Source organism: Saccharomonospora cyanea NA-134 (assembly GCF_000244975.1).
GTDB lineage: Bacteria > Actinomycetota > Actinomycetes > Mycobacteriales > Pseudonocardiaceae > Saccharomonospora > Saccharomonospora cyanea.
This window is the reverse complement of sequence record NZ_CM001440.1, coordinates 3,101,394-3,115,076: the sequence shown is the minus strand read 5'-3', so window position 1 is coordinate 3,115,076 and position 13,683 is coordinate 3,101,394. Positions and strand designations below refer to the sequence as shown.

Genomic DNA, 13,683 nt, shown 5'->3' with positions numbered 1-13,683 from the left:
CCCGGACGAGGCCCGGCTCGGGGACTGAGAGCCGCCCGCGTTCGTGGCACGCTGGAGGTATGACCGACAGCGCCTCGCCGGAACCGGACGACGCGGAGCTGCTCGACCTCTGGGCGAGGGTGTTCGGCTTCGCCAGGGAGGGCAGTGCCGAGACGCTCGCGGCGTACGTCGACGCGGGCATCTCGCCCAATCTGACGAACGACAAGGGCGACACCCTGGTGATGCTCGCCGCCTACCACGGTCACGCCGACACCGTTCGCGCGCTGTTGCAGCGGGGCGCCGACCCCAACCGGCTGAACGACCGGGGCCAGAGCCCGATCGCGGGCGCGGTGTTCAAGAACGAGGCGGAGGTCGTGCGAGCACTCCTCGACGGCGGTGCCGACCCGGAACTGGGGCAGCCGTCGGCGCTGGACACGGCGCGGATGTTCGACAACGCCGAGATGCTCTCGCTGCTGCGTCCCGAAGGCTGAGACGCCCGCGCACGCGGAATGAGACGACCGCCACGGGACCCGCCGTCCGCCCCCACACGGCGGCAAGCTGATCCGCATGCCGCAGGAGCAGCACTACCTGGCGGGACTCGACCTCACGGGTCGCAAGGTCGTCGTCGTGGGCGGCGGCACCGTCGCCCAGCGCCGTCTGCCCCGCCTTCTCGCCGCGGGCGCGTCGGTGGAAGTCGTCGCCCCGCACACGACGCCGTCGGTGCAGGCGTCGGTCGACGCGGGCGAGTGCGTCTGGCACTCCCGCCCGTACCGCGACGGTGATCTCGACGGCGCCTGGTACGCGCTCGCGTGCACCGACGACGCCGACGTGAACGCGGCCGTCGTGGCCGAGGCCGAGCGCCGCAGGGTGTTCTGTGTGCGCGCGGACGCCGCCGCGTCCGGCAGCGCGGTCACTCCCGCCGTCGGCGAGCACGACGGCCTGCTGGTGGGTGTGCTGTCCGGCGGCACGCCACGGCGTTCCTCCGCCGTGCGCGAGGCGGTGCTCGATGGACTGCGGACGGGCACGGTGGCCGACCCCGGTAGCCGTGGTGAGGACGTGCCGCGGGCCGGGGGCGTGGCCCTCGTGGGCGGCGGGCCGGGCGATCCCGAACTCGTCACGGTGCGCGGGCGGCGGCTACTCTCGCGCGCCGATGTCGTGGTGGTCGACCGGCTCGCTCCGCGCGAGCTGCTGGACGAGTTGCCCGAGCACGTGATCCTCGTCGACGCGGCGAAGCTCCCGTACGGTCGCGCCGCCGCGCAGGAGGCCATCAACCGCGTGCTGATCGAGCACGCCCGCGCCGGCCGGTTCGTGGTGCGGCTCAAGGGTGGTGATCCCTACGTCTTCGGCCGGGGTTTCGAGGAACTCCAGGCCTGCGCGGAGGCCGGTGTCCCGGTCACCGTGGTGCCCGGGGTGACGAGCGCGTTCTCGGTACCGGCGGCGGCGGACGTCCCGGTGACCCACCGCGGGGTGGCCCACGAGGTCGTCGTCGTGTCGGGACACGTTCCGCCGGGTGACGATCGGTCGCTCGTGAACTGGGAGGCGCTCGGCGGGATGCGCGGCACCGTCGTGCTGCTGATGGGAGTCGAACGGCTCGGCGCCGTCGCCGACGCGCTGGTCGCGGCGGGCCGCCCGGCGGACACACCGGTGGCCGTCGTGCAGGAGGGCACGCTGCGGACGCAGCGCGTGGTGCGTTCGACGCTCGCCGGGGTGGCCGAGGCCGTGGCGGAGGCGGGCGTCCGGCCTCCGGCGGTGACCGTCATCGGTCCCGTCGCCGGGCTGTCCGCAGGCGACACCGACCCGGCCCGCTGAGAGCCTCGCCGGGGCGATGCCGGGGCGAGGTCGTGGCGACGTCGCTCTCACTCTCCGCCACACCACTGCCGCCACGGACGGACGGTGGGTGAGGATGACGGCCATGAGTGGCAGCGAACCGAACAACCCGACCGGCGAGTACGTGTCCCTGAGCGTGGAGCGCGGCGGGCACGTCGCCGAGGTGACCCTGCTGGGACCGGGCAAGGGCAACGCGATGGGGCCGGACTTCTGGCGCGAACTCCCCCTCGCCTTCGCCGAACTCGACACCGACCCCGACGTGCGGGCCATCGTGCTCACCGGCAGCGGCCGGAACTTCTCCTACGGTCTCGACCTCGCCGCGATGCTGCCGTCATGGGCCGGGTACCTCAGCGGCGACGCGCTGGCCCGCCCACGCCGCGAGTTCCTCGACGAGATCCGCCGGATGCAGGACTCCATCACGGCCGTGGCACGCACCCGCAAGCCCGTCATCGCCGCCGTGTCCGGCTGGTGCATCGGGGGAGGAGTGGATCTCGTCGCCGCCGCCGACATCCGCCTGGCCAGTGCCGACGCCCGGTTCAGCGTCCGCGAGGTCCGGGTCGCCATCGTCGCCGACATGGGCAGCCTGCAGCGGCTCGCCTCGATCATCGGTGAGGGACACCTTCGGGAACTCGCGTTCACCGGCAAGGACATCGACGCCGCCCGGGCCGAGAAGATCGGTCTGGTCAACGACGTGCACCCCGACCGCGACGCCACACTCGAGGCGGCGCGGAGCATGGCCGCCGACATCGCGGCGAACCCACCCCTGGTGGTCCAGGGGGCCAAGGACGTACTCTCCGTCAACACCGAACAGCGGATCGACGCCGGGTTGCGGTACGTGGCGACGTGGAACGCCGCGTTCCTGCCCAGCCACGATCTGAACGAGGCGGTGCAGGCGTTCCTGCAGCGCCGGGAACCCGAGTTCCGGGGCGAGTGAGGGAGGCAGGCAGGAGTGGGCAACGACGCCATCACAGGCGCCAGCACAGGCGGCACCGAGGCGTACCGGAGGTTCCGGCAGGCACGGGATCTGCTGCTGGCGCACCGCGAGGACTACGCGGCGGCGCGGGCGGAGTTCGCGTGGCCGGAGTTCACCGAGTTCAACTGGGCGCTCGACTGGTTCGACCGGATCGCCGCCGAGGAGGGCAACGCCACCCGGCCCGCGCTGTGGATCGTCGAGGAGGACGGCTCGGAGAACAGCTGGACGTTCCCCGAGCTCGCACGTCGCTCGAACCAGGTGGCCAACTGGCTGCGCGCGCTGGGCGTGCGGCGAGGTGACCGGCTGATCCTCATGCTCGGCAACCAGGTCGAGTTGTGGGAGACCATCCTCGCGTGCATCAAGCTGGGCGCGGTGATCATCCCCGCCTCGACGCTGCTGGGACCCGCCGACCTGCGCGACCGCGTGGAGCGTGGCGACGCGCGGCACGTGGTGGTCCGCGCCGCCGACACCGGCAAGTTCGCCGACGTGACCGGTGACTACACCCGCATCGCCGTGGGGCAGCCCGCGGAGGGCTGGGAGTCGTTCACCGACGCCTACACGGCCGACACGGTGTTCTCACCGGATGGCGCCACGCGCGCCGACGAGGAGTTGCTGCTGTACTTCACCTCGGGCACGACGGCGAAGCCGAAGCTCGTGCGGCACACCCATGTCTCGTACCCGGTGGGCCACCTGTCCACGATGTACTGGATCGGCCTCGAACCGGGCGACGTCCACCTCAACATCTCGTCGCCGGGCTGGGCCAAGCACGCGTGGAGCAACGTGTTCGCCCCGTGGAACGCCGAGGCCACGGTGTTTCTGTACAACTACGGGCGCTTCGACGCGGCCAGGTTGATGGAGCAGATCGACCGCTGCGGCGTCACGAGTTTCTGCGCCCCGCCCACAGTCTGGCGCATGCTCATCCAGGCCGACCTGACCGCGTTGCGGAATCCGCCGCGCAAGGTCGTGGGCGCGGGGGAGCCGCTGAACCCCGAGGTCATCGACCAGGTGAAGCAGGCGTGGGGAGTGACCATCCGCGACGGTTTCGGCCAGACGGAGACGAGCGTCCAGATCGCCAACACGCCCGGGCAGCCGGTCAAGCCCGGGTCCATGGGCCGCGCCGTCCCGGGCTTCACGGTGACACTCGTCGATCCGGTCACCGGGAAGCCGGCGCGCGAGGGCGAGATCTGTCTCGACCTGAACTCCCGCCCCGTCGGCCTGATGACGGGGTACGCGGGCGACGACGAGCGCACCGAAACCGCCTTCGCGGGCGGCTACTACCACACCGGTGACGTCGGCACCGTCGACGAGGACGGCTACATCACCTACGTGGGTCGTACCGACGACGTGTTCAAGGCGTCGGACTACCGCATCTCGCCGTTCGAGTTGGAAAGCGTCCTGCTCGAGCACGAGGCGGTGGCCGAGGCTGCCGTCGTGCCGGCGCCCGACGAGATCCGGCTTTCGGTGCCCAAGGCGTACGTGGTGCTCGCGAGCGGGTACGAGCCCGACGCGGCCACGGCGGAGAGCATCCTCGCCTTCGCCCGTGAGCATCTCGCGCCGTACAAGCGCGTCCGGCGCCTGGAGTTCGCCGAACTGCCGAAGACGATCTCCGGGAAGATCCGCCGGGTCGAGCTCCGCGGCCAGGAGAACGCCAGGGGCGACGCACGCGGCGAGCGGGAGTTCCGCGAGGAGGACTTCCCCTCGCTCAAAGGCTGACACGGGAGAAGACCACCCGAATCAGCGACACGAAGCGCGAACGGATCGCTAACGATTCGGTTCACCGTGCCGATGGGATGTGTGAGCGGCGTCTCGCGAGAAAGTGTGAGACGCCACTCACAGGTTATCCACCGGGTGATGATTCACGGTAAGCGAGCGCAGAGTGCGATGAGTACCGACCACGACAGCGGAACCGACGTTCCTTCCAGCGACTCCTCCGACCCGTCCACGGCCGCGGTGACGGCTGCACCGACCTCCGACACGCCGCCGTCGCCACCCACGACCCCGTGCACCGTGGTGTGGAGCCGTGGCAGGCCCTACGTGCTGGAGAGCGGGGCGGGAAGGCCGCGGTGGATGGGCGTCGACCACCACGGTCGGCCGCAGGCGCTCACCGGCGAGGAGCTGCGTCGGCAGGGCTGGAGTTATCGGCGCTCCTCCTGACCGGACGCCGCGTCTCCCCGATACGGTGAGCGGATGACGAAAGCCCGGTCCGTCGGCACCACGGATGGTGAGCTGTCGCTGGCACGGCAGCTCACGACGGTGCCGAATCTCCTCTCCCTCCTGCGCCTCGCCGGCGTTCCGGTGTTCCTGTGGCTCCTTCTCGGCCCGGAAGAGGACGGCTGGGCGTTCGCGCTGCTAGCCCTCAGCGGCGTCACCGACTGGCTCGATGGCAAACTCGCCAGACTTCTCAACCAGACGACGAGGCTCGGTCAGTTGCTCGATCCGGCGGCCGACCGCCTCTACATCGCGGCGGCCCTGCTGGCGTTCCTGTTGCGCGGGATCGTGCCGTGGTGGATCGTCGCCCTGCTCGTCGGCAGGGAACTCGTGGTCGGGTTGGCGCTGGTGGTGTTGCGGCGCCACGGCTTCGCTCCGCCCGAGGTGACCTATGTCGGCAAGGCGGCGACGTTCAACCTCATGTACGCACTGCCGCTGATGCTCGTGACCCACGACCCGGCGACGACGTTCGCCGAGGTGGCCCAGCCGTTCGCCTATGCCTTCACGGCGTGGGGCGCGGTGCTCTACCTCTGGTCCGGTGCCCTCTACGTGTGGCAGATCGCGAGGGCGGTGTCCCGGCACTCGTACCGGCCTGCCTGACCGCACGGTCGTTTCGTACGTTCCCGGAGCGGATCCGGCGTTGTGCCGGTGGCCGCCCGAGGTGGATCATGGTGGGAAGTGGGAAAGGAGACTCACGTGTCGACTCCTGAGGAACTGCGGTACACCGAGGAACACGAGTGGGTCCTGGCGGTGGACGGAGGCCGGGCACGCGTCGGGATCACGGAGTACGCGCAGGACCAGCTCGGCGACGTGGTGTTCGTGGAACTGCCGGAGGTCGGCGCCCGCCTCGACGCGGGCGAGCCGTTCGGCGAGATCGAGTCGACGAAGAGCGTTTCCGAGCTGTTCGCCCCGGTGGACGGTGAGGTGGTGGCGGCGAACGAGGCCGTCGTCTCGTCGCCGGAGCTGGTCAATTCCGATCCCTACGGGGAGGGGTGGCTCGTCGAGGTGGCCCTGGACGACGCCGGAGCCGTGGACGCCCTCCTCGACGCCGAGGCCTACCAACGTGTGATCGACAACTGATCCGGGAGCCCCGGCACTGTTGACGGCCCAGACACGGTACGTTGACCACACTACGTTTACGAAAAAGACACCCCAGTGCGTAAGGAGAGCTTGCGGTGAGCACGAACGACGGGCCCGGTGTTCCCCCGGAGCAGTCTCCGGAGCGGACCTCCGTTTTCCGGGCCGACTTCCTGTCGGAGGCAGAGGGCCGGGAGGCGCCGGCGGTGGAGCCGCAGGACGCCGGCGTCGATGCGTTGCCCGCGGGCTCCGCGTTGCTGGTGGTGAAGCGGGGGCCCAACGCGGGTTCCCGGTTCCTGCTCGACCGTGACACGACGAGCGCGGGCCGCCACCCCGACAGCGACATCTTCCTCGACGACGTCACGGTGTCCCGCCGTCACGCCGAGTTCCGGCGTGAGGGTGGTGAATTCGTGGTGATCGACGTGGGCAGCCTCAACGGCACGTACGTCAACCGTGAGCCCGTCGACCAGGCCGTGCTGTCCGGCGGTGACGAGGTGCAGATCGGTAAGTTCCGCCTCGTCTTCCTGACCGGTCCCGGGCACGGGGGTCAGGGGGCACGGTGACGGCTGCCGGGCGGCCACAGCGAGAGGGGTTGAGTATCGGGGCCGTGCTGGCGCAGCTGCGCCCCGACTTCCCTGACGTGACGATCTCCAAGATCCGGTTTCTCGAATCGGAGGGGCTCGTCCGGCCTGCCCGAACGCCGTCCGGCTACCGCCAGTTCGGCCCTGCCGACGTGGAGCGCCTGCGGTTCGTCCTCGCCGCCCAGCGGGACCACTACCTCCCGCTGAAGGTCATCAAGGAGCAGCTCGACGCGGCCGACCGCGGGGACTCCAACGCCTCCGTCGTCCCGAGGCTGCCTCGCAAACTGGTGGCGATCACGTCGGTGGACGACGACGGTCAGGTTCCGGGCGTTCCCGGGCCGGACGAGTTCGCCGCGGACCCCGACGCCGCCGCGCGGTTGACCGAGGACGACCTGCTCCGCGAGGCGGGTATCGACGAGCTCATGCTGGACGAACTGCGCCAGTACGGGCTCGTCAGGCCGAGTGCCGCCGGTTTCTACGACACCGACGCGGTGCGGATCGCCCGCACCGTGAAGGCCATGAGTGACTACGGCATCGAACCGCGGCATCTGCGGGCGTTCCGGGCGTCGGCCGATCGCGAGGTGGGCCTCGTGGAACAGATCGTCGCTCCGGTGTACCGCCAGCGGGACACGGACGCGAAGGCCAGGGGAGACGAGCTTGTCAAGGAGCTGGCCGCGTTGTCGGTCACGCTGCACACCTTGCTCGTCAAAACCGGGATTCGTGGTGTGACCGGTGGGTAGACTCGGGTGAGTGATGGACAGGGCCGATGTGTCGTGTTGATGACGCTCCAGGACGACGGGTCCACGCGGCCCCTCGATTGCCGTACCGTAGACGAACCGGTTCGCGAAGAGCCGTGGAGGACAACAAGTTTCGCGACGAGCACAGCGCCCTGATGACGGGTAGCGTCGAGTAGAGTCGACGCGGGATCGTCGTTGACAGCGCTGCGGCCCGCGCGCAGAGAGGGAGGCGAAGCCCGATGAGCGAAATGCGCGTCGTCGGCGTCCGGGTCGAGTTGCCCGCGAACCAGCCGATCTTGCTGCTGCGGGAGACCGACGGTGAGCGATACCTGCCGATCTGGATCGGCTCGGTGGAGGCGACGGCCATCGCCTTGGAACAGCAGGGTGTCCGCCCGGCCAGACCGCTGACTCATGACTTGCTCAAGGACATTATCGGCGCGTTGGGGCGAGAACTTCAGCAGGTCGTCATCACCGATCTGAGCGAAGGTACGTTCTTCGCCGAGCTGGTGTTCGACGGTGACGTCCGGGTTTCGGCGCGGCCGAGTGACTCGGTGGCGCTCGCGTTGCGTGTCGGGGTGCCCATCCACGCCGAGGACTCGGTGCTGGAGGAAGCCGGGCTGATCATCCCCGACGAGCAGGAGGACGAGGTCGAGAAGTTCCGCGAGTTCCTCGACTCCGTCTCCCCGGAGGACTTCAGGGGCGCCGACACCTGATCGGTCAGGTCGCTTTCGTGGCCCGGGTGAACAACGCGGTGAGTTCGTCCGCGTAGTGCCGTAGGTCCAGGTCGGGGTCGGCGAGAAGTTGCTGCGCCAGTCCCTCCAACGCGCTCCGGATCGCCCTCGCCATGATCTCGGGGTCGAAGTCCGTGAAGTGCCCTTCCCGTTGCCCTTGTGTGAGTTGCCGGGCGAGTCTGCCGATCCGCAGATCGTGCACGACGAGCTCGAACAGCGGTGAGCCGTCGGAGTCCCTGCCGTTGGTGGCGATCTCGGTCACCGCGTGTGCATGCCGTGGGTGCGCGGCGAGGTAGGCGATCTCGGTTTCCAGTAACGATCGCAGCAGGGCGGTTCTGCCCTCGGCGGTCACCGTGTGCTCGGCGACGAACCGGTCATGGTGATCGATGAGCGTCATCAGTGTCGCGGTCATCAGCTCGTTCTTGTCCGCGAAGTGGTAGGAGATCATTCGCGTGCTGCTGAGCCCCGCCTTGTCGATGATGCGGGAGAAGGACGTCTTGCCGTAGCCGAACTCGGCGACGACGTCGATGGTCGCCTCGATGATCTGTGCGCGTCGGGTCGCTTCGGCCGGAGTCAGTCCCAGGCCGGCGGCGAAATCATCTTTTACTTGCATGAGTAAAAACTAACTCGGCTGAGTAAACATGTCAAGTCGGTCACGGCTGTACACAGCTGGCCCGGTGGCCCGCGCGTCGCGTTGACCGGCCCGGCGGGCGGGCTTACCGTCGAAAGGACGTTAATCGCGCCGATGTGATTACGCTGGTAAAGCGGTTATTGGCGAGATTGTCGTAACCGGTCGGTTCCGACCCGGGATCGGCGGTCTTGTTTCGCTGCCGGCGCCACGCCGGGCGAGAGGAGGCATGGGTGGTCGACGAAAGTCCGGTGAGCGCTGCCGGCGGTGAGCAAGGGGAGTTGTTCCCCGACAACTCATTGCCGGACGAACTGGTTGGCTATCGCGGTCCGGCCGCCTGTCAGATCGCCGGGATCACGTACCGGCAGCTCGATTACTGGGCGCGTACGAAACTGGTGACACCGAGTATTCGCACCGCTCACGGTTCTGGTTCGCAGCGCCTGTATTCCTTCAAGGACCTGCTGGTTCTCAAGATCGTCAAACGACTGCTGGACACCGGTGTCTCCCTGCAGAACATTCGCGTTGCCGTGGACCATCTCCGGGCCAGGGGAGTGAGGGACCTCGCGCGGGTCACGTTGTTCTCGGACGGCGCGACGGTGTACGAATGCACGTCGCCGGAGGAGATCGTCGATCTGCTCCAGGGCGGGCAGGGCGTGTTCGGCATCGCGGTGAGTAACGCGATGCAGGAGATTTCCGGAACGTTGCACGAGTTTCCCGCCGAGCGCGCCGACGGCGGGCAGATCGACCCGGGTGTGCCGGACGAGCTCTCCGAGCGCCGTAACGCCCGCCGCACCGGCTGAGGAGGTTTGTGCTCGTCGATGCCCGTATCCGGCGGACACAAGCTCCTCAACCGGCCCGTCACGCTCCGAGCTGGAGACGGCGCTGGAGCAGGGCGGACACCGGCCGGTACGAGGCGAATCGCAGTGGCAGGTCACGCAACCACAACCGGAGCGGGTCGGCGGGTGCGTAGAGGCCCTTGACCCGGCGGCCGAGCCTCTGCTTCCTCTCAGCTTCCGGACGGAGCTGTCTCTCCCAGTCACGCAGCGCCGCGAGCACGTCGCCGCGGTGCCGGTCGAGTGTGGTGCCGAGGAGGTCGGCTCCGGCGACGGCGAGGGAGGAGCCGAAGCCGGCGAACAGGGTGACGCACCACGCGGCGTCGCCGAGCAGGACCACACGGCCACGGCTCCAACGGTCGACGACCATCTGGCTGATCGTGTCGAAGTACACCGACGGCGCGTGCGGGAGTTGGTCGAGCACGTCGGGCGCCGCCCACCCCATGGTGCCGTAGACCCGGGGCAGAACGGTGACGGGTCCTTCGGCCAGTTCGGCCGTCGGACGGTCGGTGCGGTAGCCGAAGAACGCGGCCGACCTGCCCTGTCCGAGGGCGATGATCGCGAGAGTGCGCCCGGTGTCGGTCAGTGTCGAGGTCGTGCCCTCCTCGACACAGGACGGAAGTCGGTCGAGCAGGAACGCACCGGCCATGTGGCCGAGGTCGAGTCGGAACCCGTCTTCGGGGCCGAACACCAGGTGTCGCGTGGTCGAGTGCAGTCCGTCCGCACCCACCAGCAGGTGGGCTCGCTCGACGGTGCCGTCGTTCAACGTCACGTCCACTCCGTCGGTGTCCTGGGAGATCGCCGTGACCGTGGTGCCGAAGCGGATCTCGACGGTGTCGCGGACGGCGGTGTGGAGTACGTCCTCGATGTCACCGCGCAGGATGTTCAACGCACGTTCACCGAGCAGCGCGCGCACGGTCGGGCCGGGCACGGCGAACCGGGTGCCGCCGTCGGGTTTGACGTACACCATCCGGTCCGGGGTGATGTGCCGCTCCGCGAGGGCGGGCAGGACTCCCATGCGTTCCGCGGCGTCGTAGCCGATGCCGGAGAAGGTCACGGCGTAGCCACCGGAACGCCGGGTCGCGGCCCGTTCGAGGACCAGGGGCTCCCAGCCGATCCGGTGCAGCCGCAGAGCGGTGGCGAGTCCGGCGATGCCGGCGCCGACGATGATGGCCTTGTTTCTCATGTCAGTTCCTCTCCCGTGTGAGGGTCAGGCCGGCTGTCACGATGTCGATCAGAAGGTCGAGGACCCGGTCGCGATGGGCCGGATCGCCGAGGTGGTCGGCGTGCAGCGGCACGAGCAGTACTGCCTGGAGTACACCCACCACGACGGCGGGGTCGGCGTCGATCAGTCCGCCGTCGCGTTGTCTTTCGGTGACGAACTCGGCCAGTGCGGTGGCGGGGTTGTCCCCGATCGCGGCGGCTCGCTCGGGGTCGAGCTTGCGCGCCACGGCGTGCATTTCCTCGGGATGCGTCGTCAACCGGCGCCACAGTGTGTTGGTCGTCAGTTCGTCGAGCGTGGCGCGCAGAAACCGGCGCAGTGCCTCGCGCGTGTCGTCGGTGGTGCGCAGGGCCTGGTCGATGACCCGCCGTTTGACGGAGCCCGCTTCCCGCAGCATCAGCTCCAGGTAGAGCGCCTCCTTCGAGTCGAAGAACTGGTAGAAGCTGCTCTTGGCGATCCCCGCCGGGCCGACGAGTTCCTCCAGCGACGCCTTGCGGAGCCCTTGAGTGCTGAAGAGTTCGTATCCCGCCGCCAGCAGGGCCTCGGTGATCCGCGCCCGTTCCTGGGCCGTGAACGCTGCGGGCATCCCGCCCTCCTTCCCTCCTAAGACCATGAAAACATAGCAGATTTTTGTTTTCAGGTTGAGGGGGTGTGGAGTCACGTATTCGTCCGGGTTCAGCAGCCCGGCCCGGTCGGGAGCCGTCCTCGGGCGCCGGTCATCCGCATCACACGAGGCAACGCCACACCGTCCCGGGGAGTACTGTTGCCGTCGTTTTCCCTCGGTGAGTGTGAATGGAGCTGTGGGATTGGTCCTGCGGGCGAGAAGGGCGCCGCGTCGCCCCCTTGCGGGGCTTCGCTATCCAGCCAGGGCCGTGGTGGTCGCGTTCGCGTCCGCCGTGGCCGTGGGGACGGTTCTGCTCACGCTCCCGGTGGCGAGCGAGTCGGGAGAGCCGACCGACCTGGTGACAGCCCTTTTCACGGCGACCTCTGCGGTGTGTGTCACCGGCCTCATCGTCGTGGACACCCCGGGACACTGGTCGACCTTCGGGGAACTGGTGATCCTCGGACTGATCCAGGTGGGCGGGCTCGGCATCATGACGCTGGCCTCGCTGCTCGGCCTGTTGATCACGCGGCGGCTCGGCCTGCGGATGCGGTTGACCGCTCAGACCGAGACGAAGGCGCTCGGGTTGGGTGACGTGCGCCGGGTCGTCGTCGGTGTGGCGCTGGTGAGTTTCGCCTTCGAGACCGTCATCGCGGCCGTGCTCGTGGCCCGGTTCCTCACCGGCTACGACTACGAGCTGGGAACGGCGCTCTACCACGGCGTGTTCCATGCGGTCTCGGCGTTCAACAACGCCGGTTTCGCGCTCTACCCGGATAACCTGATGAGTTTCGTCACCGACGCGTGGGTTTGCGTGCCCATTGCCGTGGCCGTGATCGCGGGCGGGCTCGGGTTTCCGGTGTGGATCGAGGTCTGGCGGCACGCCCGGGGCTCGCTGCGGCGGTGGTCCCTGCACGTCAGGCTGACGGTCCTGACGACCGCGGTACTGCTGGTGGTGGGTGCGGTGGCGATCACGGCAGCCGAGTGGAACAACCCCGACACGCTCGGCCGGTTCGGCGTGGGAGGGCGGATCCTCGCCGGGCTGTTCCATGCCGTGATGCCGAGGACGGCGGGCTTCAACTCACTCGACCTGGCCGAGTTCGAGGCGGGAACGTTGCTCGTCAACGACATCCTGATGTTCATCGGCGGTGGTAGCGCGGGCACGGCCGGTGGCATCAAGGTGACCACGTTCGCATTGCTGGCCTTCGTCATCGTCGCCGAGGTGAGGGCCCAACCCACCGTGCACCTGATGGGACGCAAGGTCCCGTCGACCGTCCAACGGCAGGCGCTGGCGGTGGTGTTGCTCAGCGTCGGGACCGTGGTGACGGCCACGCTGACCCTGCTGGCTCTGACACCGTTCACACTCGACGAGGTGCTGTTCGAGTCGGTGTCCGCCTTCGCGACGGTCGGGCTGTCCACGGGCATCACGACGGAACTGCCGCCCGCCGGGGAGCTGGTGCTGACTGTGTTGATGTTCGCGGGTCGGATCGGCCCCATCACGTTCGCCTCGGCGCTCGCGTTGCGCGAGCGGACCCGCAGGTACGAACTTCCTGAAGAAAGGCCCATCATTGGCTGACACGAAACGCGACCGCCGGGTCGTGGTCATCGGCCTCGGCAGGTTCGGAGGCTCGCTCGCGGTCGAGCTCACCAGGTTGGGCTGCGAGGTGCTCGGACTCGACCAGAACCCGAAGCGGGTGCAGCGCTACGCCGACGAACTCACCTACGCCGCCGTCGCCGACAGCACCGACAGCGACGCGCTGGCCCAGCTCGACGTGCCCACCTTCGACCGTGCCGTGGTGGGCATCGGCAGCGATATCGAAGCGAGCATCCTCACCACCTCGCTGCTGTCGGAGTCCGGGATCAAGCAGATCTGGGCGAAGGCGGTGAGCCGCCAGCACGGCCGCATCCTGGAACGGGTCGGGGCGCAGCGGGTGGTCCTGCCGGAGTACGACATGGGTGAACGGGTCGCCCACCTCGTCACCGGCCGCATCCTCGACTACATCGAGTTCGAGGACGACTACGCTCTCGTCAAGACCACGCCGCCGACCGAAGCCGTCGGCAAGCCGCTGGGGGAGACCAAGCTGCGGCTGCGCTACGGGGTCACCGTGGTCGGCATCAAGCGGCCCGGCAGCGGATTCACCTACGCCACGCCCGACAGCGTCGTCCACGCCGACGACGTGCTCGTCGTGGCGGGCAGGCGCGACGACGTGGAGCGCTTCGCCGACATCGTCTGAACCGCCGCACTGCCCGCGACCTCGCTCCCGCCGCACGCCGTGGCGCTTCTCGGAC

The 13,683-nt window shown here is 68.9% G+C and carries 16 protein-coding genes; 13 read left to right on the top strand and 3 right to left on the bottom strand.

Annotation, left to right across the window (positions count from 1 at the left end; genetic code table 11):
- The first annotated feature begins 59 nt into the window (after positions 1-59).
- The 10 genes from SACCYDRAFT_RS14635 (at position 60) to SACCYDRAFT_RS14590 (ending at position 8,095) form a co-directional block, all read left to right on the top strand.
- Positions 60-470 carry an ankyrin repeat domain-containing protein gene (locus SACCYDRAFT_RS14635; RefSeq protein WP_005457229.1) on the top strand — a complete coding sequence of 137 codons (411 nt, stop codon included), beginning with the start codon at positions 60-62 and terminating at the stop codon, positions 468-470.
- A 76-nt stretch (positions 471-546) separates the two neighbouring features.
- Positions 547-1,788, top strand: a complete 1,242-nt coding sequence (cobA, locus tag SACCYDRAFT_RS14630) for a uroporphyrinogen-III C-methyltransferase (RefSeq protein ID WP_005457227.1) — start codon at positions 547-549, stop codon at positions 1,786-1,788.
- Between the two features lie 103 nt (positions 1,789-1,891).
- Positions 1,892-2,740 carry a crotonase/enoyl-CoA hydratase family protein gene (locus tag SACCYDRAFT_RS14625; protein WP_005457225.1) on the top strand — a complete coding sequence of 283 codons (849 nt, stop codon included), beginning with the start codon at positions 1,892-1,894 and terminating at the stop codon, positions 2,738-2,740.
- Between the two features lie 15 nt (positions 2,741-2,755).
- On the top strand, positions 2,756-4,492 hold the full coding sequence (locus tag SACCYDRAFT_RS14620) for an AMP-binding protein (RefSeq protein ID WP_005457223.1): 1,737 nt from the start codon (positions 2,756-2,758) through the stop codon (positions 4,490-4,492).
- Between the two features lie 168 nt (positions 4,493-4,660).
- Positions 4,661-4,933 (top strand): hypothetical protein, encoded by a 273-nt coding sequence (locus tag SACCYDRAFT_RS14615; RefSeq protein WP_083844762.1) that lies wholly within the window; start codon positions 4,661-4,663, stop codon positions 4,931-4,933.
- A 33-nt stretch (positions 4,934-4,966) separates the two neighbouring features.
- Positions 4,967-5,587, top strand: a complete 621-nt coding sequence (locus SACCYDRAFT_RS14610; protein WP_005457221.1) for a CDP-alcohol phosphatidyltransferase family protein — start codon at positions 4,967-4,969, stop codon at positions 5,585-5,587.
- A 96-nt stretch (positions 5,588-5,683) separates the two neighbouring features.
- Positions 5,684-6,067, top strand: a complete 384-nt coding sequence (gcvH, locus tag SACCYDRAFT_RS14605) for a glycine cleavage system protein GcvH (RefSeq protein ID WP_005457219.1) — start codon at positions 5,684-5,686, stop codon at positions 6,065-6,067.
- A gap of 95 nt (positions 6,068-6,162) precedes the next feature.
- The gene (gene garA, locus SACCYDRAFT_RS14600; protein WP_005457218.1) at positions 6,163-6,627 is read left to right on the top strand and encodes a glycogen accumulation regulator GarA; all 465 of its coding nucleotides are present in this window, start codon (positions 6,163-6,165) and stop codon (positions 6,625-6,627) included.
- Positions 6,624-7,385 (top strand): transcriptional regulator FtsR, encoded by a 762-nt coding sequence (gene ftsR / locus SACCYDRAFT_RS14595; protein WP_005457216.1) that lies wholly within the window; start codon positions 6,624-6,626, stop codon positions 7,383-7,385. Before garA ends, ftsR begins: the two co-directional genes overlap by 4 nt.
- Positions 7,386-7,621: 236 nt before the next feature.
- On the top strand, positions 7,622-8,095 hold the full coding sequence (locus tag SACCYDRAFT_RS14590) for a bifunctional nuclease family protein (protein ID WP_005439071.1): 474 nt from the start codon (positions 7,622-7,624) through the stop codon (positions 8,093-8,095).
- A 4-nt stretch (positions 8,096-8,099) separates the two neighbouring features.
- Here the strand turns inward: SACCYDRAFT_RS14590 and SACCYDRAFT_RS14585 are convergent, their stop codons facing one another.
- Positions 8,100-8,726 (bottom strand): TetR/AcrR family transcriptional regulator, encoded by a 627-nt coding sequence (locus tag SACCYDRAFT_RS14585; RefSeq protein ID WP_005457215.1) that lies wholly within the window; start codon positions 8,724-8,726, stop codon positions 8,100-8,102.
- A gap of 248 nt (positions 8,727-8,974) precedes the next feature.
- Here SACCYDRAFT_RS14585 and SACCYDRAFT_RS14580 point away from each other — a divergent pair, with 248 nt between their 5' ends.
- On the top strand, positions 8,975-9,541 hold the full coding sequence (locus tag SACCYDRAFT_RS14580; protein WP_005457213.1) for a MerR family transcriptional regulator: 567 nt from the start codon (positions 8,975-8,977) through the stop codon (positions 9,539-9,541).
- 58 nt (positions 9,542-9,599) lie between these two features.
- Here SACCYDRAFT_RS14580 and SACCYDRAFT_RS14575 read toward each other — a convergent pair whose 3' ends face one another.
- On the bottom strand, positions 9,600-10,760 hold the full coding sequence (locus tag SACCYDRAFT_RS14575; RefSeq protein WP_005457211.1) for an FAD-dependent monooxygenase: 1,161 nt from the start codon (positions 10,758-10,760) through the stop codon (positions 9,600-9,602).
- 1 nt (position 10,761) lies between these two features.
- Positions 10,762-11,382 (bottom strand): TetR/AcrR family transcriptional regulator, encoded by a 621-nt coding sequence (locus SACCYDRAFT_RS14570; protein ID WP_005457210.1) that lies wholly within the window; start codon positions 11,380-11,382, stop codon positions 10,762-10,764.
- A 289-nt stretch (positions 11,383-11,671) separates the two neighbouring features.
- Here SACCYDRAFT_RS14570 and SACCYDRAFT_RS14565 point away from each other — a divergent pair, with 289 nt between their 5' ends.
- Together SACCYDRAFT_RS14565 and SACCYDRAFT_RS14560 are read left to right on the top strand one after the other, a co-directional pair.
- A complete protein-coding gene (locus tag SACCYDRAFT_RS14565; RefSeq protein WP_456300055.1) occupies positions 11,672-12,970 on the top strand; it encodes a TrkH family potassium uptake protein in 1,299 nt (432 codons plus the stop codon).
- Positions 12,963-13,628, top strand: coding sequence for a potassium channel family protein (locus tag SACCYDRAFT_RS14560; protein WP_005457206.1), 666 nt, complete (start codon positions 12,963-12,965; stop codon positions 13,626-13,628). Before SACCYDRAFT_RS14565 ends, SACCYDRAFT_RS14560 begins: the two co-directional genes overlap by 8 nt.
- The last annotated feature ends 55 nt before the right edge of the window (positions 13,629-13,683 follow it).